Origin of the sequence: Candidatus Viridilinea mediisalina (assembly GCF_002532535.1) — a bacterium.
GTDB classification, from domain to species: Bacteria; Chloroflexota; Chloroflexia; order Chloroflexales; family Chloroflexaceae; genus Viridilinea; species Viridilinea mediisalina.
This window is the reverse complement of the sequence record NZ_NQWI01000069.1, coordinates 1-25,312: the sequence shown is the minus strand read 5'-3', so window position 1 is coordinate 25,312 and position 25,312 is coordinate 1. Positions and strand designations below refer to the sequence as shown.

29 protein-coding genes and 1 pseudogene are annotated in these 25,312 nt (G+C 58.7%); 18 read left to right on the top strand and 12 right to left on the bottom strand.

The features are described from left to right. Positions 1–149: 149 nt before the first annotated feature. The 12 genes from CJ255_RS14205 to CJ255_RS14150 all read left to right on the top strand — a co-directional run bounded on the left by CJ255_RS14205 (position 150) and on the right by CJ255_RS14150 (position 11,566). The gene (locus tag CJ255_RS14205; RefSeq protein ID WP_245863436.1) at positions 150–776 is read left to right on the top strand and encodes a zinc metalloprotease; all 627 of its coding nucleotides are present in this window, start codon (positions 150–152) and stop codon (positions 774–776) included. Positions 777–966: 190 nt separating this feature from the next. Beyond that, a complete protein-coding gene (gene tpiA / locus CJ255_RS14200) occupies positions 967–1,719 on the top strand; it encodes a triose-phosphate isomerase (protein WP_097644758.1) in 753 nt (250 codons plus the stop codon). Between the two features lie 148 nt (positions 1,720–1,867). Continuing rightward, complete coding sequence (locus tag CJ255_RS14195) at positions 1,868–3,172, top strand: hemolysin family protein (RefSeq protein WP_097644757.1); 1,305 nt, start codon at positions 1,868–1,870, stop codon at positions 3,170–3,172. A 210-nt stretch (positions 3,173–3,382) separates the two neighbouring features. Further along, positions 3,383–4,036, top strand: coding sequence for a lipoyl(octanoyl) transferase LipB (gene lipB, locus CJ255_RS14190; protein ID WP_097644761.1), 654 nt, complete (start codon positions 3,383–3,385; stop codon positions 4,034–4,036). A gap of 166 nt (positions 4,037–4,202) precedes the next feature. After that, on the top strand, positions 4,203–5,078 hold the full coding sequence (lipA, locus tag CJ255_RS14185; RefSeq protein ID WP_097644756.1) for a lipoyl synthase: 876 nt from the start codon (positions 4,203–4,205) through the stop codon (positions 5,076–5,078). A 216-nt stretch (positions 5,079–5,294) separates the two neighbouring features. Next, positions 5,295–5,966: a translation initiation factor IF-3 gene (gene infC / locus CJ255_RS14180; RefSeq protein WP_245863433.1), complete on the top strand. Its 672-nt coding sequence runs from the start codon at positions 5,295–5,297 to the stop codon at positions 5,964–5,966. A 23-nt stretch (positions 5,967–5,989) separates the two neighbouring features. Continuing rightward, positions 5,990–6,190: a large ribosomal subunit protein bL35 gene (locus tag CJ255_RS14175; protein WP_097644754.1), complete on the top strand. Its 201-nt coding sequence runs from the start codon at positions 5,990–5,992 to the stop codon at positions 6,188–6,190. A 153-nt stretch (positions 6,191–6,343) separates the two neighbouring features. Continuing rightward, positions 6,344–6,709 (top strand): 50S ribosomal protein L20, encoded by a 366-nt coding sequence (gene rplT / locus CJ255_RS14170; protein WP_097644753.1) that lies wholly within the window; start codon positions 6,344–6,346, stop codon positions 6,707–6,709. A gap of 320 nt (positions 6,710–7,029) precedes the next feature. Further along, positions 7,030–7,842: a TrmH family RNA methyltransferase gene (locus CJ255_RS14165; protein ID WP_245863430.1), complete on the top strand. Its 813-nt coding sequence runs from the start codon at positions 7,030–7,032 to the stop codon at positions 7,840–7,842. After that, positions 7,839–8,885, top strand: a complete 1,047-nt coding sequence (gene pheS / locus CJ255_RS14160) for a phenylalanine--tRNA ligase subunit alpha (RefSeq protein WP_097644752.1) — start codon at positions 7,839–7,841, stop codon at positions 8,883–8,885. Before CJ255_RS14165 ends, pheS begins: the two co-directional genes overlap by 4 nt. 155 nt (positions 8,886–9,040) lie before the next feature. After that, on the top strand, positions 9,041–9,397 hold the full coding sequence (locus tag CJ255_RS14155; protein ID WP_217352447.1) for an N-6 DNA methylase: 357 nt from the start codon (positions 9,041–9,043) through the stop codon (positions 9,395–9,397). Positions 9,398–9,526: 129 nt separating this feature from the next. Continuing rightward, positions 9,527–11,566 (top strand): hypothetical protein, encoded by a 2,040-nt coding sequence (locus tag CJ255_RS14150; RefSeq protein ID WP_097644750.1) that lies wholly within the window; start codon positions 9,527–9,529, stop codon positions 11,564–11,566. On the opposite strand, the gene CJ255_RS14145 is transcribed toward CJ255_RS14150, so the two are convergent. After that, complete coding sequence (locus tag CJ255_RS14145; protein WP_245863428.1) at positions 11,539–12,846, bottom strand: molybdopterin molybdotransferase MoeA; 1,308 nt, start codon at positions 12,844–12,846, stop codon at positions 11,539–11,541. The two genes, CJ255_RS14150 and CJ255_RS14145, sit on opposite strands and share 28 nt — an antisense overlap. A gap of 239 nt (positions 12,847–13,085) precedes the next feature. On the opposite strand from CJ255_RS14145, the gene CJ255_RS14140 reads away from it, so the two are divergent. Continuing rightward, a complete protein-coding gene (locus CJ255_RS14140; RefSeq protein ID WP_097644748.1) occupies positions 13,086–13,361 on the top strand; it encodes a helix-turn-helix domain-containing protein in 276 nt (91 codons plus the stop codon). Between the two features lie 152 nt (positions 13,362–13,513). Beyond that, positions 13,514–13,906, top strand: coding sequence for a COG3415 family protein (locus CJ255_RS14135; RefSeq protein ID WP_124681944.1), 393 nt, complete (start codon positions 13,514–13,516; stop codon positions 13,904–13,906). Positions 13,907–13,964: 58 nt separating this feature from the next. On the opposite strand, the gene CJ255_RS14130 is transcribed toward CJ255_RS14135, so the two are convergent. Next, complete coding sequence (locus CJ255_RS14130) at positions 13,965–14,285, bottom strand: hypothetical protein (RefSeq protein WP_097644746.1); 321 nt, start codon at positions 14,283–14,285, stop codon at positions 13,965–13,967. Between the two features lie 57 nt (positions 14,286–14,342). Here CJ255_RS14130 and CJ255_RS25110 point away from each other — a divergent pair. Both CJ255_RS25110 and CJ255_RS25105 read left to right on the top strand, forming a co-directional pair. Further along, positions 14,343–14,858: pseudogene (locus tag CJ255_RS25110) on the top strand (CobW family GTP-binding protein); the annotation flags it as partial. A 70-nt stretch (positions 14,859–14,928) separates the two neighbouring features. Then, positions 14,929–15,285, top strand: a complete 357-nt coding sequence (locus CJ255_RS25105; protein ID WP_320410736.1) for a GTP-binding protein — start codon at positions 14,929–14,931, stop codon at positions 15,283–15,285. A gap of 118 nt (positions 15,286–15,403) precedes the next feature. Here the strand turns inward: CJ255_RS25105 and CJ255_RS14120 are convergent, their stop codons facing one another. From CJ255_RS14120 to CJ255_RS14105, 4 genes are all read right to left on the bottom strand, one after another. After that, positions 15,404–16,294: an iron chelate uptake ABC transporter family permease subunit gene (locus CJ255_RS14120; RefSeq protein ID WP_165774716.1), complete on the bottom strand. Its 891-nt coding sequence runs from the start codon at positions 16,292–16,294 to the stop codon at positions 15,404–15,406. Between the two features lie 260 nt (positions 16,295–16,554). Beyond that, positions 16,555–17,634, bottom strand: coding sequence for a FecCD family ABC transporter permease (locus CJ255_RS14115; protein WP_097644744.1), 1,080 nt, complete (start codon positions 17,632–17,634; stop codon positions 16,555–16,557). Continuing rightward, entirely contained in the window at positions 17,631–18,494 is an 864-nt protein-coding gene (locus tag CJ255_RS14110) for a heme/hemin ABC transporter substrate-binding protein (protein WP_245863424.1), read from the bottom strand. Before CJ255_RS14110 ends, CJ255_RS14115 begins: the two co-directional genes overlap by 4 nt. A 202-nt stretch (positions 18,495–18,696) precedes the next feature. Further along, positions 18,697–19,527 (bottom strand): heme ABC transporter ATP-binding protein, encoded by an 831-nt coding sequence (locus CJ255_RS14105; RefSeq protein ID WP_097644743.1) that lies wholly within the window; start codon positions 19,525–19,527, stop codon positions 18,697–18,699. 249 nt (positions 19,528–19,776) lie between these two features. Between CJ255_RS14105 and CJ255_RS14100 the strand changes: the two genes are divergently transcribed. Both CJ255_RS14100 and CJ255_RS14095 read left to right on the top strand, forming a co-directional pair. Beyond that, entirely contained in the window at positions 19,777–19,935 is a 159-nt protein-coding gene (locus CJ255_RS14100) for a FeoA family protein (protein WP_097644742.1), read from the top strand. Then, positions 19,936–20,541, top strand: a complete 606-nt coding sequence (locus CJ255_RS14095) for a DUF3793 family protein (RefSeq protein WP_097644741.1) — start codon at positions 19,936–19,938, stop codon at positions 20,539–20,541. A 273-nt stretch (positions 20,542–20,814) separates the two neighbouring features. Here CJ255_RS14095 and CJ255_RS14090 read toward each other — a convergent pair whose 3' ends face one another. The 6 genes from CJ255_RS14090 to CJ255_RS24445 all read right to left on the bottom strand — a co-directional run bounded on the left by CJ255_RS14090 (position 20,815) and on the right by CJ255_RS24445 (position 24,835). Then, positions 20,815–21,015, bottom strand: a complete 201-nt coding sequence (locus CJ255_RS14090; RefSeq protein WP_097644740.1) for an ATP-binding protein — start codon at positions 21,013–21,015, stop codon at positions 20,815–20,817. An 86-nt stretch (positions 21,016–21,101) separates the two neighbouring features. Beyond that, the gene (locus tag CJ255_RS14085; RefSeq protein ID WP_097644739.1) at positions 21,102–22,865 is read right to left on the bottom strand and encodes an ABC transporter ATP-binding protein; all 1,764 of its coding nucleotides are present in this window, start codon (positions 22,863–22,865) and stop codon (positions 21,102–21,104) included. Positions 22,866–22,880: 15 nt separating this feature from the next. Continuing rightward, positions 22,881–23,183 (bottom strand): hypothetical protein, encoded by a 303-nt coding sequence (locus tag CJ255_RS24450; RefSeq protein ID WP_281257212.1) that lies wholly within the window; start codon positions 23,181–23,183, stop codon positions 22,881–22,883. Beyond that, positions 23,155–23,877 (bottom strand): ABC transporter transmembrane domain-containing protein, encoded by a 723-nt coding sequence (locus tag CJ255_RS14080; protein WP_245863422.1) that lies wholly within the window; start codon positions 23,875–23,877, stop codon positions 23,155–23,157. The genes CJ255_RS24450 and CJ255_RS14080 overlap by 29 nt, the downstream gene beginning before the upstream one ends. Before the next feature lie 30 nt (positions 23,878–23,907). After that, entirely contained in the window at positions 23,908–24,585 is a 678-nt protein-coding gene (locus CJ255_RS14075) for a radical SAM protein (RefSeq protein WP_245863439.1), read from the bottom strand. 34 nt (positions 24,586–24,619) lie between these two features. Beyond that, positions 24,620–24,835 (bottom strand): hypothetical protein, encoded by a 216-nt coding sequence (locus CJ255_RS24445; RefSeq protein ID WP_245863420.1) that lies wholly within the window; start codon positions 24,833–24,835, stop codon positions 24,620–24,622. Between the last annotated feature and the right edge of the window lie 477 nt (positions 24,836–25,312).

The window sequence follows — 25,312 nt, the reverse complement described above, 5'->3', positions numbered from 1 at the left end:
TTAGCCGGCTAAAGCCGGCACTCCAGCGTGTACCACATCGTGTGGAACGACACTGAGACCCTTTTCAGACAGCTTCTCAGGGCAGCAGGTTCTCTTAGACCCCATCTCTGTGTTACAATGCACAGCGAATCAACACAAAGGAGACCTGCGTGCGTGACATCTTCTCGACGCCTAGTGATGAGGCGAGCCTCTATGGGCGTGACGATAATGTTGAACTGCTTAAGGCTTGGGCGGGTACGTCACTCGCTTTTGGTATCTTCATTGTGCATGGTCAAGTATTGCAGCCGATTTTCGTCTACTGGCTGATTATTGCTGCGCTCACATGTGGGATCGGCTTTTTGCTGCATGAATTGGCCCATCGCGTGGTGGCGCGTAACTTTGGGGCTGAAGCCCACTTTGTTGCCAATAATGGCTGGCTCGCGATCTCGATAGTTATTGCGTTTCTCAGCGTCTTTATCGCTGCCCCCGGTGCTGTCTGGCACCGAGGCTACCTCACGGTGCGCCAGAGTGGCCTGATTGCCCTCGCAGGCCCGGTTACTAACCTGGTGCTTGCCGTTGGCTTTTTAATCCTTGGTGAGAATGTCTCGGCACAGAGCGAGATCTTTGGAATCAACATGCAGGATCTCTGTCGTGTTGGCTATCGCATCAACGCCTGGCTCGGCCTCTTCAATATGATTCCGGCTGGCCCCTTTGATGGTGCCAAAGTCCTCGCCTGGGATTGGCGCGTCTTTGCGGTGACGGTGGCGGTTGCGTTGCTGTTGGTCTTTGGGCTGTGAGACGCGAGGATGCGGGGAGGCGGGATGCGGGAGGCGGGGATGCGGGATGCGGGGAGGTGGGAGGCGGGATGCGGGATGCGGGGATGCGGGAGGCGGGGATGCGGGATGCGAGGCGGATTGCTCCGTTCTGCTGTTCTCTGTTCTTCTGTTCTTCGTTCTGCTCCCCCTCAATATTCATCAGGAGTAACCCATGCGTACGCCAATTATGGCCGGTAACTGGAAGATGTACAAGACGGTCAATGAAGCGGTCGAGTTGGTGAAGGGGCTGTTGGCGGGTTTGGGGCAATTGAGTGGGCGTGAGGCGCTGGTCTGCCCACCCTACACCGCGCTCTATGCGGTGCGCCCGCTCTTGGTGGGGACGCAACTCTCCCTTGGGGCTCAAGATCTGCACCATGCGCCCCAAGGGGCCTTTACGGGCGCAATTGCCGCTGATATGCTCTGTGACGTTGGTTGCCGCTATGTGATCATTGGGCATAGCGAACGGCGTCAATACTTTGGCGAGACTGATGCCAGTGTCAATCAGAAGATTCGCGCTGCGTTTGCCGCTGGGCTTAGTCCGATTGTTTGTGTTGGTGAACTCAAGAGCGAGCGTGATAGCGGCCAAGCTGAAACGGTGGTTGCCAGTCAAGTGAGCGGCGGTCTTGCTGGCCTCAGTGCTGAAGAGGCTGCGCGTCTTGTGATCGCCTACGAGCCGGTTTGGGCGATTGGTACGGGTGATACCGCCACCCCAGCCGATGCTCAAGCGATGCATGCCGCGATTCGCGCCATGCTCGGTACGCAGTTTGGGAGCGCCACTGCTGATGGTATCCGCATTCAGTATGGTGGCAGCGTGAAGCCCGACAACATTGACGAACTCATGGCCCAACCCGACATTGACGGTGCCCTCGTTGGGGGGGCTTCGCTGAAAGCTGATAGTTTCCTACGCATCATCCACTTCCAGTAGATGGACGACGGCCCTCAACCTACGCATCCAGCGTATAGACAACATGGCGACCGTCAGGAGCGATCCTGGCGGATTCGTCATGTTTTTCTTTTTTCGCAATACTGAGACCACACAGGTCTGGTGTTTTACCTAACCTACCGGGAATCCTATGTCTATTGAGCTCTTGATCATCCTGGTTCTTATCCTTTTTAACGGCCTCTTTGTCGGTACCGAACTCGCTATTCTTGGTGCCAAACGGGGACGCCTCGAAGAACAGGCCCAAGATGGACACTCCGGCGCTCGTACTGCTCTTCAGCTCCAGGATAATCCCGGACGCTTTCTTTCGTCACTTCAGTTTGGGGTGACCCTGATTGGAATTCTGATCGGTGCCTTTGCTGGCACCACGTTTGCTGAACAGATGGCTGCAATCTTGCAAAAACTACCGTATCTCGCCAACTACGCTGATCAACTTGCACTGGTGCTGGTTGTTATCCTGATCGCCTATGTGACGCTCGTCTTTGGCCAACTGGTGCCCCGGCGCATTGCTTTGATCAAAGCCGAATCCTACGCCACCTTGGTGGCCCCACCGCTCAACATGATCGCACGCCTATTCAGCCCGATTGTGAGCCTACTTACCATGTCGAGCCAACTTGTGCTGCGGATGCTTGGCTTGGGGCATGCCCCGGCAGCCCAAGTGACTGAAGAGGACATTCGCGCCCTTGTGCGTGAGGGCGCTCAAGAAGGTACGGTTGAACCAGAAGAGCAACAGTTCATTGAGAGTATCTTCAAGTTTAGCGACCGCGCCGTGCGCCATATTATGACGCCGCGCCGCGATGTTGAGATGCTTGAGGCCGACGCGACCCTTGGTACTGTCCTTGACGAACTGCTCGAAAGCGGCTATTCGCGCTTCCCGGTCTACGAAGAATCTCAAGATCAGATTGTCGGCATCGTGCATGTGCGTGATCTGCTGATGCTCTACCGTCGTGCTGGGGATAGCGCCCGCGTGCGCGAAGTCATCGCCCCACCCCTGTATGTGCCTGAAAATAGCCGTGCTTCGTTGTTGCTTGCCACCTTCCGCAAAGGTCGGCGCCATATGGCCATTGTCGTCGGCGAACTAGGCGGTATCGAAGGTGTCATCACCCTCGAAGATGTACTTGAAGAGATTGTGGGCGAAATTGACGACGAATTTGACGAAGCCTCGCCCGAACCAGTCATTCGTTGTGAAGACGGCTCGCTGCTGGCCGAAGGATCGCTGAGTATTGATGAGGTCAAGAGTCTGCTTGATGTGGACGAGTTGCCCGATGAAGATACCTACCGCTATGACACGCTTGCGGGCCTGGTGATTGCGCTGCTCGGACGTATCCCCACCACAGGCGATGTGGCCGAATGGGACGAATGGCGCTTTGAGGTGGTTGACATGGATGGTCTGCGGGTAGATAAGGTGTTGATCTCGACTGTAGATTGTAGATTGTAGATTGTAGATTGTAGATTGCAGATTGTAGATTGCCGAACATGGTGTTCCAATGGGTTTTCGCGTTCTTGATCATGCGGTATGTTCAAGGGTGATTGGTATGATTGGTGGAAGCGGGCCTCAACCTCTAAGGGTGTGGTAGGATGGGAGTGAGCGAGAACTTTATGTTGGTGTGTAGGGGTGACTTGTACACCCAACAATGTGATCCATCCCGTGCGTTCAATGCAACTCATTCGTGCTGGTTGTGTGGCCTACGCTGAGGCGTTGGCTTGGCAGCAGCAGTTGGTGGCGGCCCGTTCAGTTGGGCAGCAGGGCGATACGTTGCTACTGCTCGAGCATCCGCCCACGATTACCCTGGGGGTGCGGGCCAATCCGAGCCATGTCTTGGTTGATGCGGCTAGTTTGGCCCAGCGGGGCGTCGCGTTGGTACAGAGCGACCGTGGGGGCGATGTAACCTACCACGCGCCGGGGCAGTTGGTGGGGTACCCTATTCTCAAATTGTGCCACTATGGGGCCGATGTGGGGCGCTATGTCCGTAACCTAGAGGAGGTCATTATCCGCACATTGGCCGACTATGAGCTTGAGGGGGTACGCATGCCTGGTCTCACGGGGGTCTGGGTGGACGAGGGGCGGGCCAAGATTTGTGCCCTCGGCGTCCGCCTGAGTGCCGCCGGGATCACCTCCCACGGCTTTGCCTTCAACCTCAATCCGGATCTTGGCGGCTTCGCCCAGATTGTGCCCTGTGGCATCACGCAGCGCAGCGTCACCTCGCTGGCGCAGCGGCTGGGCCATGTGCCAGATGATCTTGAGGAGCGTTTGCTGAACCATTTTGCTGCGATTTTTGGGATTACATGGGATGAGAGATAATTATAGAGATGCAGAGATATTCACCACAGAGGCACAGAGAACACAGAGAGATGTTGTGGCACGGCAGTTGCGACTATAGGTATTCCCGCCATTCCAAACTCTGTGTCCTCGGTGCCTCTGTGGTGCAATCCTCGGTACCTCTTTCTGCTCCTAGAAAGCTTTTGTTATGCCCGATCCAATTTCGCTCAACCCTAGCCCACGGCCCCGCCGCCCGGAGTGGCTCAAGGCGCGGGCGCCCGCTGGTGCAGACTATGAGGATGTGCATCAGCTTATGCGTACCCAAGCGCTCAATACGGTCTGCGAAGAGGCCCGTTGCCCCAATTTGGGTGAGTGCTGGAACCAGCGCACGGCGACGTTTCTGCTGTTGGGTGACACATGTACGCGGGGGTGTCGCTACTGCGCTATCGCGAAGGGGAAGCCAGCGCCACTTGATGAGGCTGAACCGGAACGGGTTGCTGCTTCGGTGGCCCACTTGCGCTTGCGCTTTGCGGTACTCACCTCGGTCAACCGCGACGACCTGCCCGATGGGGGGGCGCAGATCTTTGCGCGTACCATCGGCCTGATCCGCGAGCGCGTGCCCGACTGTAAGGTTGAAGTGCTTATTCCCGATTTTGATGGCAACTGGGATGCCTTGCACCTGGTATTAGCGGCCCGCCCTGATGTATTGAACCACAACATCGAGACGGTGCCGCGCATCTTTCGTCGCTTCCGCCCGCGCGCGGGGTTTGACCAGAGCATCGAATTGCTTGCGCGCGCTCGCGCCTTCGACCCCCAGCAGATCACGAAGAGTGGCCTGATGGTTGGCGCAGGCGAAAGCAATGCCGAGGTGCTAGAGGTGATGGATGCGCTGCGGAGCGCCGATGTGAACATCATGACGATTGGCCAATATTTAGCCCCGGATAGCAGCTATTGGCCGATTGAGCGCTACGTCACCCCAGAGGAGTTTGCCATGTTCCGCAGCGAAGGCATGCGCCGGGGGTTTCGCCATGTCGAAAGTGGGCCGCTGGTGCGTTCTAGCTATCATGCTCATTTACATGTTTGACGCTATGGCAGCAGGCTGCTATAATCAACTTTCGACGTGAGGGCGGTCAGGGTGCCTGATCGCGGTTGGCAAGGGCGGGCGAGTAGGGCCGGAGGGTGCGCCGATGAGGGTGTTTTACCTGTTGAAGGCCAGACTGAACGCACTTGTCCTGTATGACGAAGGAGTCGAGCCATTAGGGATCGGTTTCGTATCAACAATCGCATCCGTGCGCGCGAGGTGCGCCTGATTGATGAGCAGGGTACGCAGGTTGGGATCGTTGGGGTGCGTGAGGCTATTCAGATGGCCGAAGAGCGCGGCTTTGATTTAGTCGAAGTGGCCCCCAACGCGGTGCCGCCCGTTTGTCGGCTGCTTGATTATGGAAAGTTCCGTTACGAGCAGAGCAAGAAGGAACGGGAAGCACGCAAGAACCAGAAGCAGGCTGAGCTGAAACAGATTCGCCTGATGCCCAAGACTGATGATCACGACATCTCAGTCAAGGCGAATCAGGCCAAACGCTTCCTGGTGCAGGGTGATAAGGTCAAGTTTAACGTGCGCTTCCGTGGACGTGAAATGGCCCACCCTGAGATTGGGCGGAAGATGCTTGAGGCGATTGCCGAGCAACTGCGCGAGATCGCGGTGGTTGAGCAGAGGCCGCTCATGGAAGGCCGGGTGCTTTCGCTCTTGCTGGCCCCAACGCCCAAGGTGCTGAAGGCGGCCCAGCAGGCCCAAAAGGCTCGTCAGTCCCAAGCCAAGGCTAGTGGCGCAGGGCACCACGATGAGCCTGAAGCTGCTGAGGTACTCGAACCCGATGATGTAGAGCTTGATGACGAGGATTTTGACGACGAAGATGAAGAAGATGATGAGGCCGACCTCGCAGAAGATGGTGCTGCCTCTGATCCGCAAAAGTAAGCCTAGAAAAATCAGGTAAACGTATGCCTAAGATGAAGACCCATAAGGGGGCCAAGCGACGCTTTAAGGTTACCGGAAGCGGCAAGTTTTTGCAGCAGAAGGGCGTGCGCGGCAACAAGATCAATCGCCCTAGCCGCTCGCAGCGGAAGTGGGGCAAGGATCAGCCAACCTCGCGGGCCAATCGTGAGCACCTCAAGGTTGCGCTGCCCTATGGCCTCAAGTAGGTTTCGGTTCGCTCTGTCGGCTTGGTGTGCATATCACATTCGAGGTGACGGGTTGTTGTGAAGTGTGTCGGTGGTTGCATGCGCTGCGCCCCCACACCACCTGTTGCCTACGCTGCGGGCCACTGGCCCGCATACTGTTGGAGGAAAGAAACTATGGCCCGTGTGAAACGTGGCGTGATGACCCATAAGCGCCACAAGAAACTGATGAAGCAGGCGAAGGGCTTTCGTGGTGCCCGTAGCCGTCACTATAAGGTTGCCCACGAAGCGGTGATGCGTTCCTTGGCCTATGCCTACCGTGACCGCCGCCACCGCAAGCGTGATTTCCGCCGCCTCTGGATTATGCGCATCAATGCGGCGGCCCGGCTGCATGGCACCACCTATAGCCGCTTGGTGAACGACCTGAAGCGTGCTGGGATTAGCCTGGATCGCAAGATTCTGGCCGATATGGCCGTGCGCGATCCCAATGCCTTCGCTCAGGTGGTGGCATCGGCGAGGCAGTCGCCTGCTGCTGCGGATTAGCGCCTTTTTGGTTCTCCAATGTCTTAGAAGCTGTCTGAAAAGTCTATGGTTTGACGTTGGAGTGCCGGCTTCAGCCGGCTAAAGCCGGCACTCCAGCGTGCGCCCCCTGCCCTCGGATGCCGGCTAAAGCCGGCACTCCAGCGTGCGCCCCCTGCCCTCGGATGCCGGCTAAAGCCGGCACTCCAGCGTGCGCCCCCTGCCCTCGGATGCCGGCTAAAGTCGGCACTCCAGCGTGCGCCCCCTGACAGCCCTCGGATGCCGGCTAAAGCCGGCACTACGACGGTAAAGCTGAAAGGCTGTTTCTGAAACCATCCCCTAGGGTGGATACTCTGGTTACTCTCACAGTTGCCGTGATCACCAGCACGACCAATCCTCATGTCAAACGCCTACGCTCGCTACGCGACTCCGCTAAGGAGCGCCGTGGCGAGCGTAGTCTGTTGCTGGAGGGGGTGCGCCTGGTGGCCCACGCCTTCGCTATGGGTGCCCGTCCGCGCCTGTTGCTCTATGCGCCAGCCCAGTTGGAGGCGACGCCCGCTGGCGCTGCGCTGCTCGCACAGCTACTCGATCAGCCCAATTGCTGGCCTGCCAGCCCGGTGGCGGTGGCGGCGGCGGCGGCGACACGCGAACCTCAAGGGGTGGTGGCTGCCTTTGCATGGCCTGCATTGAGTCCGCGCCCCGGCTTGCGCCTTGTGCTTGATGGCATCCAAGACCCCGGCAATCTCGGTGCGCTCTTGCGCTCGGCAGAGGCGGCTGGAGTGGGCCTTGTGGTCTGTGCGCCTGGATGCGCCGATCTCTACAATCCCAAGGTGCTGCGTGCCGCAATGGGCGCTCACTTTAGCCTGCCCCTGCGGAGCGATCCCGATTGGGAGCGCCTGAATGATGAACTGGCCGCCAGCCCACTGGTCTATGTTGCCGACGCTCAAGCGACACAGCCCTACTACACTGCCGATTGGCGGCATGCTGCCGCTTTGATTATTGGCAGCGAAGCCCACGGCCCCTCGCCCCCAGCCCGTGCCTTGGCCACTCAGGCCCTTGCGATCCCCATGCATGGACGCGCCGAATCGCTCAATGCTGCCGTCGCAGGCAGCATCCTCCTCTTTGAATCGTTGCGCCAAAGGAGTTCCATTGTATGACCTTCATTGATGATCTGAATGCTCTGGCCCAAGAGTCTGAAAGCACGCTCGCCGCCGTGTCCGATCTGGACGCATTGGCCGAATGGAAGATCCGCTATATTGGGAAGTCGGGGGCGTTGACGCGCTTCAGCCGTGGCCTGGGGGCTTTGCCCGCCGAGCAACGGCCCGCCGCTGGGCGCGAGGTGAATCAGGTGCGCGAGGGGCTAGAGACGGCCTTTGCTGCCGCCGAGACGCGCCTCAAGGCGGCGGCACAGGCGGCAGAGTTGGCGGCGGATCAGATTGATGTGACCATGCCAGGCCGTACTCCGGCGGTGGGCTATGTGCATCTCACCAACCAGGTGTTGCGTCAGGTGGAGCAGATCTTTGGCGAGATGGGCTTTCAGGTGACCGAGAGCCCGGAGGTGGAGTTGGATGCCTACAATTTTAGCCTGCTCAATTTTGCCGATGATCACCCGGCGCGTGATATGCAGGACACCTTTTATGTTGAAACGCCCGCAGGCATGCCCTCGGTGCTGCTGCGTACCCACACATCGCCGGGGCAGATCCGCGTGATGCGTGAGCGCGCCCCTGAGCCGTTACGCATCCTTTTGCCCGGCAAGGTCTATCGCAATGAGCAGGTCACGGTGCGGAGCGAGATGATGTTCCACCAGTTTGAGTTTCTGGCAGTGGGGCATCACATTACCATGGGCGATCTCAAAGGCACCCTGGCCTATTTTGCCGAGCGCATGTATGGCCCCGGCACGCGGGTACGGCTACGCCCCAGCTTCTTCCCCTTTACTGAACCGAGCGCCGAAATGGACGTGAGCTGTTTCCTCTGCAAGGGCGCAGGTTGCCGCATCTGCAAGCAGGCCGGTTGGCTAGAGATTGGCGGTTGTGGCATGGTTCACCCCACGGTCCTACGCAATGGCGGCTACGATCCCAACCTCTTCAGTGGCTTTGCGGGAGGCTTTGGGCCAGAGCGGATTGCCATGCTCAAATATGGCATCAATGATATTCGGCTCTTCTATGGGGGCGATGCGCGCTTTGTGGAGATGTTTGGGTGATGAGGGCACGAGAGATATAGAATTCGGGAATGGATTTGGTTCATTTTCATTATACATGATCAAACCCATTTCCGAACATCTCACCCTAGCCGCACTAGCGGCCCAACATGGGCTCACCAGCGCCGCGCTCCACGCCTTTGTCGAGGAGAAGTCGTTTGCCCGCGCCTTTCAACGGCCTCTTCTCGGAGATCAATCTGGACTCGGAAAAACTTGGCAAACGTTATGCCGATCGCAATGATCGACATCTGCGCCACATTGACAAGATTATTGACACCTACCAGTATCGTAAAGAAGAAGAACACTACGCACGGCGCGTCTTGATGGAGACGATTGTGGCAAATGACTACAACCTGAACATCTCGCGCTACATCAGCACTGCCGTCGCAGATGAAGCAATTGACCTGACCGAAGTCAATACGAAGCTTATTGAAATTGAGCAGACGATCAAGCAAGCAACCGAGAAACATAATCGGTTTCTTAAAGAGCTTGGCTTGCCACTTTTGCCTGAATAATACCAAGTCCGATTGTAGATTGTAGATTGTAGATTGTAGATTGTAGATTGTAGATTGCCGAACATGGCTTCCCAATGGGCTTTGGCGTTCTTGATGATGTGGCATGTTCAAGGGTAACTGGTATAAGGTGTGATAAAAACCCCACGATCATCACTACTCCCGCTCGCACTCATCCTTGCGCTCTTCGCTGTGCTGCATGGGCTCTACAACTGGGCGACGCCGCTGGGTGAGGGGCCGGATGAGCCGGGTCATGTGGCGTATGTACTCTTTTTGGCTTTTGAGCGCCGTTTGCCGGTGCAGCGCCCGCCGCCTGCGTTGAGCGATGTGCCTGGCGAGGGCCATCAGCCGCCTTTGGCCTATCTGCTGGCGGCAACGCTGGTGGCATGGTTGCCCCCAGAGGAGCGGGAGCTCGATCTTCAGCCTAATCCCGACTTTGTCTGGGTGGGTGGGGATGCGCCGGGGGCTTTTGTGCGGGCGAGTCGTGAGTTGTGGCCTTGGGAGGGGCTGGCGCTGGCTTGGCATCTGGCGCGGGGCGCTTCGGGGCTGGCGGGGGCCGCGACGGTTGCGTTGAGCTATCTGGCTGCGCGGCGGCTGTTGCCCCATGATCGGCTCTTTGCGCCTTTGACGGCGCTCTTGGTGGCGCTGCATCCCCAGTTGCTCTTCATGAGTGCCTTGGTGACGAATGATGCGCTTTTGGCCGCCTTGGGGGCTGCGTTGCTCTGGCATAGCTTGGCGCGTCCGGTTGCGCGTTATGGCTGGGCTTGGTGCGCTGGGCTGCTCTTTGGCTTGGCGTTGCTTACGAAGCAGAGTGCGCTGCTGTTGGGGCCGTTGTTGCTTTGGGCGACATGGCGGATCAGTGGGGGGGCTTGGCGTATTTTTCTGGGCATGAGTTTGCGCTGGATCGCTATGGCGCTGCTGGTGGCAGGGTGGTGGCACGCCCGCAACCTCTGGCTCTATGGCGATCCCTTTGGTCTGAGCCTTTTTCAACAAAAATTTAGTACCCAAGCCTTTGTTTGGAACGATAGCGCAGCCTGGCAAGCGGCCCTACGGCAACTCTTTGGCTCGTACTGGGCGCGCTTTGGCTGGATGAACATCCATCCGCCCGCCTGGATGCTCTGGGTCTATGCGCTCTTCACTGCGGGGGCGCTGCTGGGCTTGGGGCGGCGCTGGTGGCAGCAGGGCTTGGCTGTGTGGCACGGGCCGCTGCTGGCGTTGGCGTTGGCTGGGTTGTGGACAATGGCTTTTGTGGCGACGGCGGGTTTGGTGGCGTGGCAGGGGCGTATGCTCTTTCCGGCGTTGGCGGCAGTTGCGTTGCTGTTGGCTGGTGGGATGATAAGAACAGAAGAACAGAGGAACAGAGGAACAGGGGGGCAGGGGGGCAGAGGAACAGGGGTGCAGAGGAACAGAGGAACAGAGGAACAGAGGAACAGAAGAACAGAGGAACAGAAGAACAGAGGAACAGAAGAACAGAGGAACAGGGGGGCAGGGGGGCAGAGGGTCACGCCTGGGTTGGTTGGGCTGCTTGGATTGTTGGGCTTGCTGGCCTTCTGGATGCCGTTGGGGGTGATTCGCCCCGCTTATACCTGGGAGGTTTTGGGGCCGCGTGAGGCGCAGGCTGCGTTGGGGCAGCCGAGCTATGCGCGCTTTGCTGCTTCGTGGGAGCAGGGGGTGGTGTTGCGTGGTTGGGCTTGGACTGCTCCGCTGCGCCCTGGTGAGGAGGTGGGGCTGCGGTTGACGTGGCAGAGCCTGGAGGCGATCCCTCGGCCCTGGACGGTCTTTGTGCATCTGGTAGATGAACAAGAGTTGATTGTGGCCCAGAGTAACCGTCAGCCCCGCGATGCGGGCTTACCCTTTCCGCGTTGGACGCGGGGCGATTGGGTGGACGATACCCATTGGCTCAATCTGCCTGCTGATCTTCCACCTGGTACTTATCGGTTGCGCGTGGGTCTCTTTTTGCCCGATGCGGGCGGGCGGCGTCAGTTGGTCTGGGATGCCCAGGGTGAGCTATTGGGCGATCTGGTTGAGTTGGGGATGGTTGAGGTGGTAGGAGAAGGTGCATACCAATTGGGACGCCATGTTCGGCAATCTGCAATCTACAATCATAAATGTAAAGCGACCTTGCGCCTTTCTGAAATCTTCCCTCAGGTAAACATGTGTATCAGCACATGATCCCCCGCATACAACCCGGACTGATCGAGGGGCACACGGACGAGGCCATCGGCGCGGATCATGGTGTAGATCAGATTAGACTTACCAAAGACAGGTTCGGCCCAGGCTTCAGCTTCACGCTGGAGCAAGCGGACGGGCACGAGGTCTTCACGGCCTGTTTTGGAGGCAATATTCTTAGTGAGACGTGCAGGAGTGGTGCGAGGCGGATGCGGGGGAGTCGCTTGGAGTTGCAGCAGAGTTGGAGCGACAAAGAGTTCAAAGGTGACCATGGTTGAGACTGGGTTACCGGGCAGGCCAAAGATGGGGCGGCCCTCTGCGAAAGCGATAATCGTAGGTTTCCCAGGCTGGATCGCAACGCCATGGACAAGGATACCGGGGGTACCAAGGCTAGCAATGATTTCAGCAGCCATATCGCGAGTACTGACCGAGCTACCCGCCGAGACAATCAGCAGATCAGCTTGAGCGAAGGCAGCATGGGCCATGTGCTGGAGCGTAGCAGCCTCATCGGGAGCAATCCCGATCAACAATGGCTCACCGCCGTAGCGTTGCACAAGTGCGGCCAGCGTATAGCTATTGATGTCGCGCACCTGCCCAGGGCCTGGCGTCTGATCGGCGGGGACTACTTCATCGCCAGAAGCGAGGATCGCAACGCGGGGGCGCGCAACGAGGGGCACGGAAGTCAGACCAAGCCCCGCGAGGCCACCGAGGTCTTGGGGGCGCAGACGGTGGCCTTGGGGGAAGATCACCTGGCCTGAGCGCACATCATCGCCAATTGCGATAATATGTTCGCCAACGGCAGCGGAGCGTACCACTTCAAGCGTTGTGGCATCGAGGGTTTGGGTATACTCCACCATCACCACCGCATCGGCACCTGGGGGCAGCATCGCGCCGGTATGGATGCGAGCAGCTTGGCCGGGGCCAACCACCAGATCAGCCTGACGGCCCATCGCTATTTCACCAACAAGATGCAGATAGGCTGGGAGGCTTTCAGAGGCATCATAGGTATCGGCGGCACGCACAGCGAAGCCATCCATCGTAGAGCGGGGAAAGGCGGGGAGATCGGTGGGCGCATACAGCGGAGCTGCAAGGACACGATCCAGTGCCGCATGGAGATCAACCTGTTCAACGCGGGCCAGCGGCGAAAGATAGGTCTGAAGACGCGCAGACGCTTCAGCTATGGTCACAACCTGAAACAACTCGGGCATAGGGTCATACCAGTTCTGATTGTAGATTGTAGATTGTAGATTGTAGATTGTAGATTGCCGAACATAACGCCCCAATGGACTGCGGTATGCTCAAGGGTCATTGGTAGCATACCAGTTCTGAGTGGCGAGTGACAAGTAGGACATACTGCATACCAATTGTAGCACGAACTTGTTGCTTTTAGGGACTTGATAATATCCGTTGTCGGGTTACAATACACTTTGTAGCATACGCACGAGAGCGAGGGGTGCGTAACCAAGATACGCTGGTTGCCGCACTTCGGATCACATTGCAAAGTACAAAAGAGGGAACGTCTATGAGTGAAGAGTATCAATACCCGCCCATACCGTCGCGTGCGCAGAAGCGCCAAGAGTGGGATGCACAGCGCATTCGGGCGTTACGCCTGCATATGCGGATGACCCAGCAGCAGATGGCGAATGAATTGGCCGTGCGCCAGCAGACCATTAGTGAATGGGAGACGGGCATCCACCGCCCCCACCGATCCACCCAGAAGACCCTCTCGATGGTGGCGGAGCAAGCCGGGTTTGTCTATGAGACCGACGGTGAGCGGACTGCTGATCCTGATGGTTAGGAGCGGAATTTTGAAGCGGTTCCATGGTAATTGGTATTATGGGAAGCTATGCCCCATACCCAACGTCTGAACCACCCTTGACATTAACACGGTAACGTGTTATGCTGTTTGGGATTCATGGTTGGACGACACATAGAATTGATGGGGTGGTCATGAGCAAGCGCATTCTGCTCCCATGTGAACAACTGGAGCAACTCTACAGTACAGAGGGCTGGTCAATGGTCGAAATCGCAGCGCAGATGGGCTGTTGTGCTGCCACGGTCTCGAAGCGGATCCATGAGTGTGGCATCAAGGTACGGAGCGGGCGCTTTCCCTCCAGCAAGATCACCCCAGAAATCTTGGAGCGGCTCTACAGTGAAGAGCAGCTCCCAATTGCCCGCATCGCAGCCCATTTAGGTGTAAGTATCGGAACGGTTCACAACCGGCGGCGCGCCTACGGACTCTCGCCGCGCCGCATGCGTAAAGCGCCGATCAGCTTTACCATTCGCCCGAAGACCAAGCGCATCCGTGAATCACGGAACTTCTTTGTTTGGGTGTCAGGCTAAGTGGATGATCTCGACATCTGCTGCGATGGGTCAAGCCCAACGACCTGACAGCATTTGGTTACCGCTCTCCTCCCAACCGCGCCCCTGCGTGGCGTGCCCCTGCAATGTTGCGTGCCCCTGCAATGTTGCGTGCCACTGGCCCCAGTTCCAATTCGGCGAGTGCGCCGGTTACGTAGAGGCCGGGTGCCCATGCTAGGCTTGGGGCGATGACTGGGTAGCCGCAGGGGGCGAGTGGTAAATCGTGGGCGGCAATCGCATGATCAAGCCAAGGCCCGCCGGGGCGTTGGGGGGTAAAGCCGGTTGCTAGGATGACGCGCTGCGTCGTGAGCGTCTGGTCGGCAAGGGTGAGGCTGATGCTGCCATCTTCCAGACTTGACATCACGGTTGATACCCACTATCATTCAGACACGTCAAGAATGATAGTAGGTATCAGCATATGACAAACCCTACCCCCCGGCTGCCGGTGACCGTCCTCTCCGGCTTTTTGGGCTCAGGCAAGACCACCCTGCTCAACCATGTGTTGGCCAATCGTGCCGGTAAGCGCGTGGCGGTAATTGTCAATGATATGAGCGAAGTGAATATTGACGCGCAGTTGGTTGCGGAGGGTGCCGCGTTGAGCCGTACTGAAGAGCAGTTGGTCGAGATGACCTATGGCTGTATCTGCTGCACGCTGCGCGATGATCTGCTGCGTGAGGTTGGGCGTTTGGCCCAAGCTGGACGCTTCGACTACCTCTTGATCGAGTCGTCGGGCATCTCGGAGCCGTTGCCGGTAGCGATGACCTTCAGCTTCCCCTTTGCTGAAGGTACCAGCCTTGCCGATCTCGCCCAACTCGACACCCTTGTGACGGTTGTGGATGGGGCGAGTTTCCTCAAAGACTATATTTCGGTGCGCAATCTGCAGGCCGAAGGGATGGCGATGGGGCCACAGGATACCCGTACCCTCGCCGATCTCTTGATCGAGCAGGTTGAGTGCGCCAACGTGATTGTCCTCAACAAGACCGATCTCGCCCATCCGCTATGGCGTGAGCCTGCAACAGGTGTTGCGCGCCAAAGGCACCTTCTGGCTGGCCACCCGTGTCCACCGGGCGGGCCAACTGCAGAAGACCGGGCGCTACCTAGCGATGGGCGGAGGGGCGCTCTGGTTGGCCGCCGTACCGCGCAACGAGTGGCCCCAAGCAGCAGAAGTTGATGCCTATGTTGCTCGCTATTGGGATGCCACCGTTGGTGATTGTCGCCAAGAACTGGTCTGTATCGGCATCAAGATGAACGAAAGCGCGATACGCACCGCGCTCGATGCAGCCCTACTCACTGATGAGGAGCTGGCGCTCGATCCAGAGGGCTGGCAGCAGTTTGACGATCCGCTGCCCGCGTGGGTGTAGTGCCATTTACGATTGTAGATTGCAGATTGCAGATTGTCGAACATGGCGTTTCAATGGGCTTTCACATTCTTGATCATGCGGCATGTTCAAGAGTAATTGGTATAAGTAGCCCGCTTCGTCAGGCTACAGGCTGCGCGGATGCAAGCCTCCGCACACCGACAACGCTGCTGGCGGCAATCAGGAGGACGCCGACAGGTAATTCACTTACGAGTACGAGCGAGGGGAGCAGTCTGCTCAGGAGACGTGCAAACAGGTCGGCAGCGAGCAGCAGGGCAGCGCCATGCAGGGCCGCGAGGGTGTACAACCCAGCAAGGCCAAGGTTCGTGCGTGTGGCAAAACGGCCTGCGAGTAAGCCAATCAGACCCAATGCACCCGCTGCACTCGTTGCACAACCTGCGCTCAGCAGCGCCGCCAGCCAGAGGGTGGGGTGGTGGCGGGGCCGCATGAGATGGGCGCACAGCGCGAGCAGTGCCAAGGCTGCCATTGGCCAGACCTGCTGCCACATGGCCCAATCGCGCTGCTCGAAGCTCCCTATGGACCAGCGGATCCACGTTGCCACTCGTATATCGCCGATCAAGAGGGCGAAGGTGAGCATGGGGGCAGTGCAAGCAATCAGCAATCCCAGCTTGGTAACGTGTTGAGGCCAACGCTGTCTTGTTGCTGCTAAGATCAGCATGCCCAGGCCACAGCCTCCACTGCTGGCGAGCGCAATCGCCCATCCTGAGCTTGTTGGTGCCACAACGAGCAGCACCACCGCCCCTAACGCTCCCAACGCCAACACCCCACTCCAACCGGGATCACGTACGCCACTGCGCTCGATGCGTCCAAGCAGTATTGCTGTGATGCCAAGCAGCGCACCAGCGAGGCAAACGGAGAGCAGACGTGGCATGCGAAGTTCCCAGACAATCGCCGCTGCTGGCGCATCGAGCCTTGGTTGCACCAAGGCATCCAGTACCTGGACGGGGGTAAGCGCCACGCTGCCAATCATGAGGCTAAGGAGTGCAACCATGAGGAAGAGTCCGCTGCTTAACAAAGTGGGAGATCGCTTCATCGTTCTGCTCTAGTTACATCAGTTATCGTTGAATATGCCGCATAGGCATTACGTTACGCCTCCGGTGGGGGCTTGGGGGAGGCTTCGCCTCCCCCAAAAAAGCTCTTTTTGTTGCGTGTTGGCGGCTTCGCCGCCAACACGCAACAAAAAACGGAGTTTGAGGCGTAGCCCCAAAGCGGGTTTTTAGGGCGGCAGCCCTAAACGTAATGCGTATGGGGCTACGCCCCCGCAACTCCAGCATGGCGTCGTGAGCGCAAGATGAGTATGAGGAAGAAGGGGCCGCCAGCAAAGGCGGTAATGAGACCAACCGGTATTTCAGCGGGGGCAACCAAAGTGCGTGCCAGTAGGTCGGCGAGGATTAGCAGGGCGGCCCCGCCCAAGGCCGCAGCAGGCAGCAGGCGGCAGTGATCGGGCCCGGCGAGCAGGCGTACGATATGTGGCACAATCAGCCCGATGAAGCCGATTGGCCCCACGAGGGCTACGGCAGAGCCGGTGGCCAGTGCCGCGAGCAAGATTGCCGCACGCTTGATCCACTCCACTTCAATGCCCAGATGACGCGCTTCCACTTCGCCTAAGGCAAACAGATTGAGTTGACGGCCCAAGCGCGGTGCGATCAAAAGGGCCACAATAGTCGCTGGTGCCGCCGTCAATACCGTCTCCCAGAGTGCGCCGCCGAGACCGCCCATGCTCCAAAAGACAACCGAACGCAATGCGGCATCATCGGCCATATAGGTCAGCAGCCCCGTTCCCGCCCCTGCCAGGGCATTGAGCGCCAGCCCTACGAGCAGCATAGTCGTCACATCGGTACTACCGTGGCGTTGGGCCAGACGGTAGACCAACAGGGTAGTGGCGGTTCCCATGCTAAAGGCGGCCAGGGGTAGGGTGAAGAGGCCCAAGGGTGCCCACCCTAGCACGATCACCGCGACGGCACCCAAGGCCGCCCCGCTGCTCACCCCAATCAGCCCCGGGTCGGCTAGTGGGTTACGAAAGACGCCCTGGAGCAATGCACCACTCACGGCGAGCGCCGCGCCCGCAAGCGCCCCAAGCAGCACCCTTGGCAGACGAATGTTCCAGAGTACCGCCTCTTGCTGGGGGCTCACCGCAATGTCGAGCGGCACCCCGGCTTTGCTCAGAAGAATCGCAGCCACCACTTCGGGCGGAACAACAACAGGGCCAATCCCTACGCCCAGCAACAGGCTACCCAAAAGAAGCAGCAGCAATACTGGAAGGAGCAGGCGGCTACGCTGGGTTTTCAATCGATGGTGACCGCGAGCAAGCGCGGTACTTACTGCACTCATTCTGCTGCCTCCGCCGTCGTGATTGTCTGGAGTGCCGCGATGAGGTCGGCGAGGGCGTGGCCGGTACGTGGCCCCAAACCCAACAGATAGAGATCGTCGAAAGCCACAATGTGTTGCGCCCGCCCAGCGGGGGTTGCGGCGATGCCAGGAATACGCAGCAACCCATCCACACCACCAATTGATTCCAAACCCTTCTCTAGCACCAGGATCACATCGGGCTGAATGGCGATAATCACCTCTGGGCTCAACGGCTTAAACTCAACAATCCCCGCCTCGGCGGCGGCATTGATTGCGCCCGCCGCCACAATCATGGCATCAGCCGGATTCTCTCTACCCGCAACCTGCTGCACATCGGTGCCCCGCAGGTAGAGGAAAAGAACTCGTGGCGGTGCATCCTGCTGCAAAGTTGTGGCTTTTGCCGCCGCAATCGTGGCGGCAACTTGGGTCGCTAATGCTTCGCCACGCTGCGGCACACCCAGTGCCGCAGCCACCCAGCGCACCTTTGCGGCGGGCGACGCCAGTGTGGGCGGATCGGCCACCAGCACCACCGGCACGCCCGTGGCCCGAATCTGGCTCAACACCTCCGGCGGCCCTGCCGTCTCATCGCCAAGCACCAGGCTCGGATTGAGGCTCAACACCCCCTCGGCACTGAGGCGGCGCTGGTAGCCAATATTGGGCAACGCCTGCGTCTGCGCTGGCGGGTAGGTGGCACTGCTATCCACGCCCACCACATGCTCACCCAAACCCAGCGCAAAGATGATCTCGGTAACATCACCACTGAGGCTCACAATGCGCTCAATTGAGTCCACTGTAACCACTTGGCCCTGATAATCATGCACCGTGGCTGGAAGTTGTGGCATGTCCCCATCCATCGCGCTAGAGAGCGGAGATTCTAGCGCGACGGATGTAGACGGCATGGGGCGGTCAGGCGGCTTCGTTGCCGTTACAGGCTCATTGGTTGGCACCATTGCCTCTTGCGGGGACACCGTTGTCCCACAAGCGCCTAAGCCTATGATCCAGAGCAGACAGAAGAGAGCGTGTAGGATGCGCTTGTGCATCCCTTCAGACTGCCACACGCGCATGGTCAAGCTCCTCCGCAAAGGTTGCAGCACACGCTGAAGGCAGCGTTAGCACGAGCGGCACGGCCAAACGGGGATGGGGCAGCACCATCAGATCAACCGTATAGACGGTCTGCAGCAGATCGGCAGAGAGAACTTCCCAAGGGGTTCCGCAAGCAACCAACGTCCCTTGGTGCAAGATGCCAATGCGATCAGCATAGAGCGCCGCGAGATTCAGATCGTGCAGCACCGCAATGGCGGCCCCACCAGCCGTAGTCAGTGTCCGGGCGATCTGCAAGGCCTTATGCTGGTGACGCAGATCCAGCGCCGCCGTTGGCTCATCAAGCAGCAGCAACGGGGCCTGTTGGGCCAACACCCGCGCCAAACCCACCCGCGCCTGCTCGCCGCCCGAAAGCGTCGGAACGATGCGCTCGGCCTGGGGCAGCATCTCCGTCTGCCCCAACGCCTCACGGGTCAGGGCATGATCGGTCGGGCTCTCTAGCCCTCCCCGCACATGGGGATGGCGACCCATCAACGCAACCTCATAGGCCGTGAAGGGCAACGCCACCCCCATGCGCTGGCGTAGCACCGCCCGGCGCAACGCTTGCGCCTGTGTACTCAACTGGGCAAGCGGCTCGCCATCAAGCCACACCTCCCCGGCACTGGGCTGTAGATCACCCGCCAAGAGGCTGAGTAACGTACTCTTACCGGCACCATTCGGCCCAACTAGTGCCAACAACTCACCGGGCGCAACCCGCATCTGAACCGTGCGTAGCAACACATGGCCAGCAACCTGATAGGAGAGCGCTCGTGCTTCAAGCAGAGGAGTGGGCATAGGATACTCTAATACAACCAGTTTCGATATAAAATACTTTTGATAAGTATTTAATCAGCTTGTTGGTTAGTATATACTAATCATTGGGATTTGTCAATAGTTTGACACACAACAACAATGAGCATATACTAACCCCGTCAATTTCCAGACTACAACTCAAAAGGTTTGGACTGATGGCTGCCGATCTGAGTGAATCGACCGAGATGTACCTGGTGACGGTCTATCGCCTGACCCAGAGGGTTACCTAATGTGTACGATCTGGGCATCGTGCCCGGAACGGTGCTGCGCGTGATGACGGTAGCCCCGTTTGCTGGCCCGCTTATGCTTGAGGTGAACAATCAGACGCTTGCCCTCGACCCAAGTCTTGCGCGTGATATTGGTGTTGATGAAGCAGAAGAGGAGACCTAGATGCATCCCTTGCGTGGCGTTCCCCTGCCGGTGATTCATTGGAAAACGCGGGTCACCCAACTGCCGACGACGTTTGCCGAATTTGAGAAGTGGCTCTTTGTGAGCGTAGCGAGTGTCCTTTTAGGGGGCAAAGCCGGTGAGTTACTCACGCTGCCCCACGCTCAGTTTGATCTCAGCATCGCTATCCGTCTGCGCCGTATCGCCACATGCGCCGCACAGTGGGGCTGTGCCCAGCATGTCTTAAAACAGTGCCCTGGTTCCACCAAGGTGATTGTCTACAATCCCAAGATGGTGCAAGCAGCGCTGCATGAGGTGACGCCATGCTTTTTCTGTGAGCTTGGCTATGCGCCCCATCCCACGCCCCACCAATTCCTCGCCGAGGTTGCCCACCGTTGGCACGAAAAGAGCGCCATCCCGCACGAAATCGGTTTGGCGCTCGGTTATCCAGTGAAGGATGTACTTGGGTTTATGGGCTGGCTACCACTCGATTGCAGTGGCTGCTGTGGCTGGCGTATCTATGGCGATCCCGAACAATCCCTCGAACGGAGCCGGAATTTCGCCGAGGCACGCCGCCAAGCCCTGCATTTCCTCTATACCCCAGCGTAAACTTGCTCGTGCTTTGGGGGAGGATGCGTGAGGCGAAGAGGCGAGAGCTTCGCGTCATCGCCTCTTCGCACCCTTAGTCTCTTACGCTTGCATGTTGGCGCGGCTTCACTGCCAACATGCAAGCGTAAGAAGCTGTCTGAAAAGGGCTTCAGTGTCGTTCCACACGATGTGGCACACGCTGGAGTGCCGGCTTTAGCCGGCTAAAGCCGGCACTCCAACGCCAGTGCATAGACTTTTCAGACAGCCTCTAAGAGCGCTGTCGGGGCGAGTAGCTCAGTTTGCTGGCAGAAGAATAGCATCAACTGGACACTGCGGTACGCACCGCACCGCCGACATATTTTGGCAGTTGTTGCACAACTTTGCGTCGATCATGTAGGTCTTGTCGCTCTCGTGTACGCTGATGGCGTTGCGCGGACAAGCCGGGCGGCAGGCGTCACACATAACACAAAGTTTGGCATCGATTGTGTACTTCATACGGCTAACTCCTTACATCCTATACAAGTTGCGATGCTGCAAGTATAGCAACGACGAAAACTCTTAGTCAACAATGTTTTCGTCAATTAGGTGCGCCATACCGCTGAAGATCTCTCCAAACGCCAATGCTTCGCACGCTGCTGGGCGGCCCACATTGCGGCGTATTTGCCCTCTAGGGCCAAGAGTTCGGCGTGCCCGCCGCGTTCGACAATCTGGCCATTATCGAGCACGAGGATCTGGTCGGCCCCCACAACCGTTGAGAGGCGGTGGGCGATGACAATGACGGTTTTGTTGCGTACCAGCCGGTCAATCGCGTGCTGTACCGCCACTTCGCTTTCGGTGTCGAGGGCGGCGGTCGGTTCGTCCAGTAGCACGAGGGGCGCATCCTTCAGAATGGCGCGGGCGATGCTCACTCGCTGACGTTCGCCCCCCGAAAGCGCCCCGCCAATGTCGCCTACCCGCGTAGCATAGCCGTCGGGTAGCCGTGTGATGAATTCGTGGCAGTTGGCCTCGCGTGCCGCCTCCTCTACTTCGGCATCGCTTGCGTCGGGCTTCGCCATGCGGATGTTGTTGCGGATCGTGTCGTCGAAGAGGTAGACATCCTGGAAGACGACGGCGATGTGGCGCATCAGGTCGGAGGGCTCGACGGCGCGCAGATCCACCCCGCCGATCCGAATTGCTCCCTGCTGCGGATCGGCATAGCGGCTGATCAGGCGCGTTATGGTGGTCTTGCCCGATCCCGACGGCCCTACGAGCGCGGTGAGTGACTTGGCTGGCGCCGTGAAGGTGATGTCGCGGAGAATTGCTGGTTCGTTGCCGTAGCCAAAGCTCACGCCCTCGAATTGAATATCGAAGCGCGTAATGGTTTGCGGCGGTCTCTGCACCGGCAACGCTTCTAGCGCCAAGAGCGCCTCAATGCGCTCAAAGCCGGCCTCCATGTAGTCGTAGATCATGGTAATGTTAGCGAGGATGGCTACTGGCTCGCTGAAGCGTACCGCTACGACCAGCAGCGCCGCTAGTGCCGCCGCGTCGAGGGTGCCGCCCAGCACAAACCAGGCACCGAGCGCGAGCACCACAAGGATACCAAGTTCTACGATGCTCGCCATGATCAGGGTGGGCCAGGTACTCTTGAGGTTGAAACGGGTCTGTACCAGGCGCAACTGCGCCAGGGATGCCTGTAGGCGCTGCGCCCGCGCTCCCACCTGGTTGACCGCCCGCAGCACCGGCAGCCCCTGCATGTAGTCTACCAACTCGGAGGCCGTCTGGGCGTGCGCCTCCGCCCCTTCACGCATCTCGGCACCCGCAAGCGTGCGGATCCAACGGTAGATCGGTACTCCGAGTGGAAAGATGACCAGCATTGCCAGAGCAAGACGCCAATCAATAAAGAGCGTTACCAGTACCGCAACGAGTGGCACGATGATGGTGCGGATGACGAGTGATGAGACGAGGCCCATCGGGGCAACCACCTCCTCAACATTGCCCGCTAGGACATTGTTGAGATCGCCGGTACGCCGCCGGGAGAGTTCGGCGAGGGGGATGCGGCGCAACTGCGCCCCGAGGCGCAAACGCAGATCGTGGGTTATATCGACCAAGGGGCCGTTGTAGTCGAAGGCGTGGGCCCACCAGCGCAGCCCCAGATCGCCGAAGGCGAAGAGCAGCAGCGCACCTAGCCACATAAGAATGGTTGTCGGATCGGGCACGGGACTCAAGAGCGCACGCAGGAGCGGGTAGAAGCAGGCGAAGGCTGCCCCTTGGGCTACGGCGGCTATAACGAGCAGAGTGAGCGTGCGGCGCAAGTGAGGCGCACCTGCGCCAGCGGCTTGCAACATGCGACGATAGGTCTGAACCATGACAAGAGCTTCCTTCTAGCTGTTCGCAGCGGCACCACCGCGCAGCCCCCAGTCGCGGGCCTGCTGGTAGCTGGCCCAGAGGTGGGCATAGAGTCCATTGGCTGCGGTCAGTTCCGCATGACGGCCACACTCGACCACCCGCCCCTGATCGAGCACCACAATCTGATCGGCATCAACAATGGTGGCAAGGCGATGGGCAATCACAATCACCGTCTTGCCGCGCATCAGGTTGGCCAGTGCGGCAACGATCATGGCTTCATTCTCAGGATCGGCGAAGGCGGTAGCCTCATCAAGCACCACAATCGGGTTGTTCTGCAAAGGTGCGTACAACCGGCATCGCCTGCACAAACTCAATCACTGCGCCATTAATGCGCTCGTTGGCTTGGTTATACTGCTGCGAGAGCGTCGCGTAATCGCGCATAGCGAGACGCATGCTCAGCATGCCAAACGGCAAGACCGCGAGCGCCACCAGAGCCATGCGCCAGTCAATGATGAAGAGCGCAACGACCGTGACAAGTGGCGAAGCGTAGCCACGGCCCATCAGCGGCGTACTATCGGCTACAAAGGCATGCAGCGCCTTCACATCATCGTGAACGATCTTCTTCAGCGCCCCCGCGCCATTCGTCACCAAGTAGCCCAGCGGTACGCGCGCCAGATGCTCGGTAAGCTGGGTACGCAGGATCTGTTCTAGGCGAAACGCACCCATGTGCGAAATGCGAAACGCGAGCGTGCGTAACGTAAAGGTCAGCGCCGTCAAAACGAGCGCCAGAATGACAAGATTGCTAATCTGAGCCGCATCGGGCTGGGGGACAAGCAGGGCGGCAATAATGGGTGCGATGCAGAGCAACGCCCCAATTGAGGTCACAGCACCCAAGGCCGCGAGGACAATCCCGAGCGTAATCTCAGGCCGCACGAGGCGGATGAAGCGCCAAACGTTAGCGGAACGAGCTTGTGCAACGCCCGCGACGGCGGGCTGTTCGGCTGTCGTTGGGACAGCAATCGAATCACTCATGTTCTATTCCTTTGCCATGGTCATGGAGTGCTAATAGATAAACTCCTCAATATGGTAGAGCGCCACCTTGCTGCCGGGGGCGCACACCGCCTTCGCCCCAGCCTTGAGTTGCTCAAGTTGGCGCACAACGTGTAGGGGGCGGCTAGCCGCCTCGTGCAACTGCTGGGCGTAGCTTCCGTCCGGGGGGACGATCAGCGGCGAGATGTAGACGATGTCGCCTGGGCCGAGGTTCATGCTGGCGAGTGCGGCGAGCGAGTGGCTGACATGTTGCTGCGCCAGGCGTGTACCGCCCGCACCGGCCAAAATGATGATGCCCACATTGATGCCGCCAGCCTTGATTGCCCGTACCGCTTCAATGCACGCCGCAGGCGAACCGGGCTTGTTGAGCAGGCGAAAGACCTCGGCGTTACCGCTTTCGAGCCCCAAATAGATACGCCGCACATGGGCTGCGCGCAGTTCGCGGTAGTCTGACGCACTCTTCTGCTCGGCACCAAAGATGTCGAGAAAGGCATAAATCCCCTTAAGCCCATGGCTGCCGCCCAAGGCAAACTCGTCGTGCACAATAGAGAGCAATTCACGCAAACGTGCCTGAGCGATAACCAATGCGTTGGCATCACCGAGAAAGAGCGACTTACGCATCCTGAGCCCCTGGCCCAGAAAGGCCTTGACCCGCTGCACATGCTCACGGAACGCAGCCGGTGTCTTGATGCGAAATTTGCGGTCGCGGTAAAAGGTGCAGAAACTACAGCGATTCCTGTTTCATCAAAATGTCGCCGCGTAGCCCCCGCCGGTAGTTCACACCATTGCGAAACGCCCCCAGCAACCGCCCTTCGCCATCAAACGAGTAGGTGGCGTGTAAGTTGTCTGAGACGGTCAAAAAATGCGGTTGCTGGTTGAAGTAGAACCTGTGGTGAGTAGCGCCGCGCATCACCTGCGGCGTGGGCATCGCTGCGAGCATAAGAGCCTCCGTCAAGCTAATTCCGCGAGGTGAATAGTTCCATGTTCGCACTGCGCGATGCGGTGGCCCGCACCATCACTCGCCAGCGTAACTAGCCGTTGACACATAGGGCTGCTCCTTCTTTCTCAGACTACCGAAAGCGTATAATGCTGCGTTCGGTTCGCGTAGCATAGGTATCAGGCTGACTTTTATATACCAGACACCTTTAGTAAGTATATGTACCATTTATGAAGTAGCATATACTAACATATAAGGTTTGTAAACTCGTACTCGTCTCTCTGTAGGGCCACGTCAAAGTCGTTGGGGCTGCGCCCCAAACTCTTTTTGTTGCTTTTTGGCGGCGAAGCCGCCAAAAAGCAACAAAAAGAGTTTGTTAGCGCGAAGAAGCCCTGGGCCAAAGCTGGGAGCGCGGGCGTCCCGCCCGCATGCGGGCGGGACGCCCGCGCTCCCAGGGTGGCGATTTCCCACAGCGTTCCT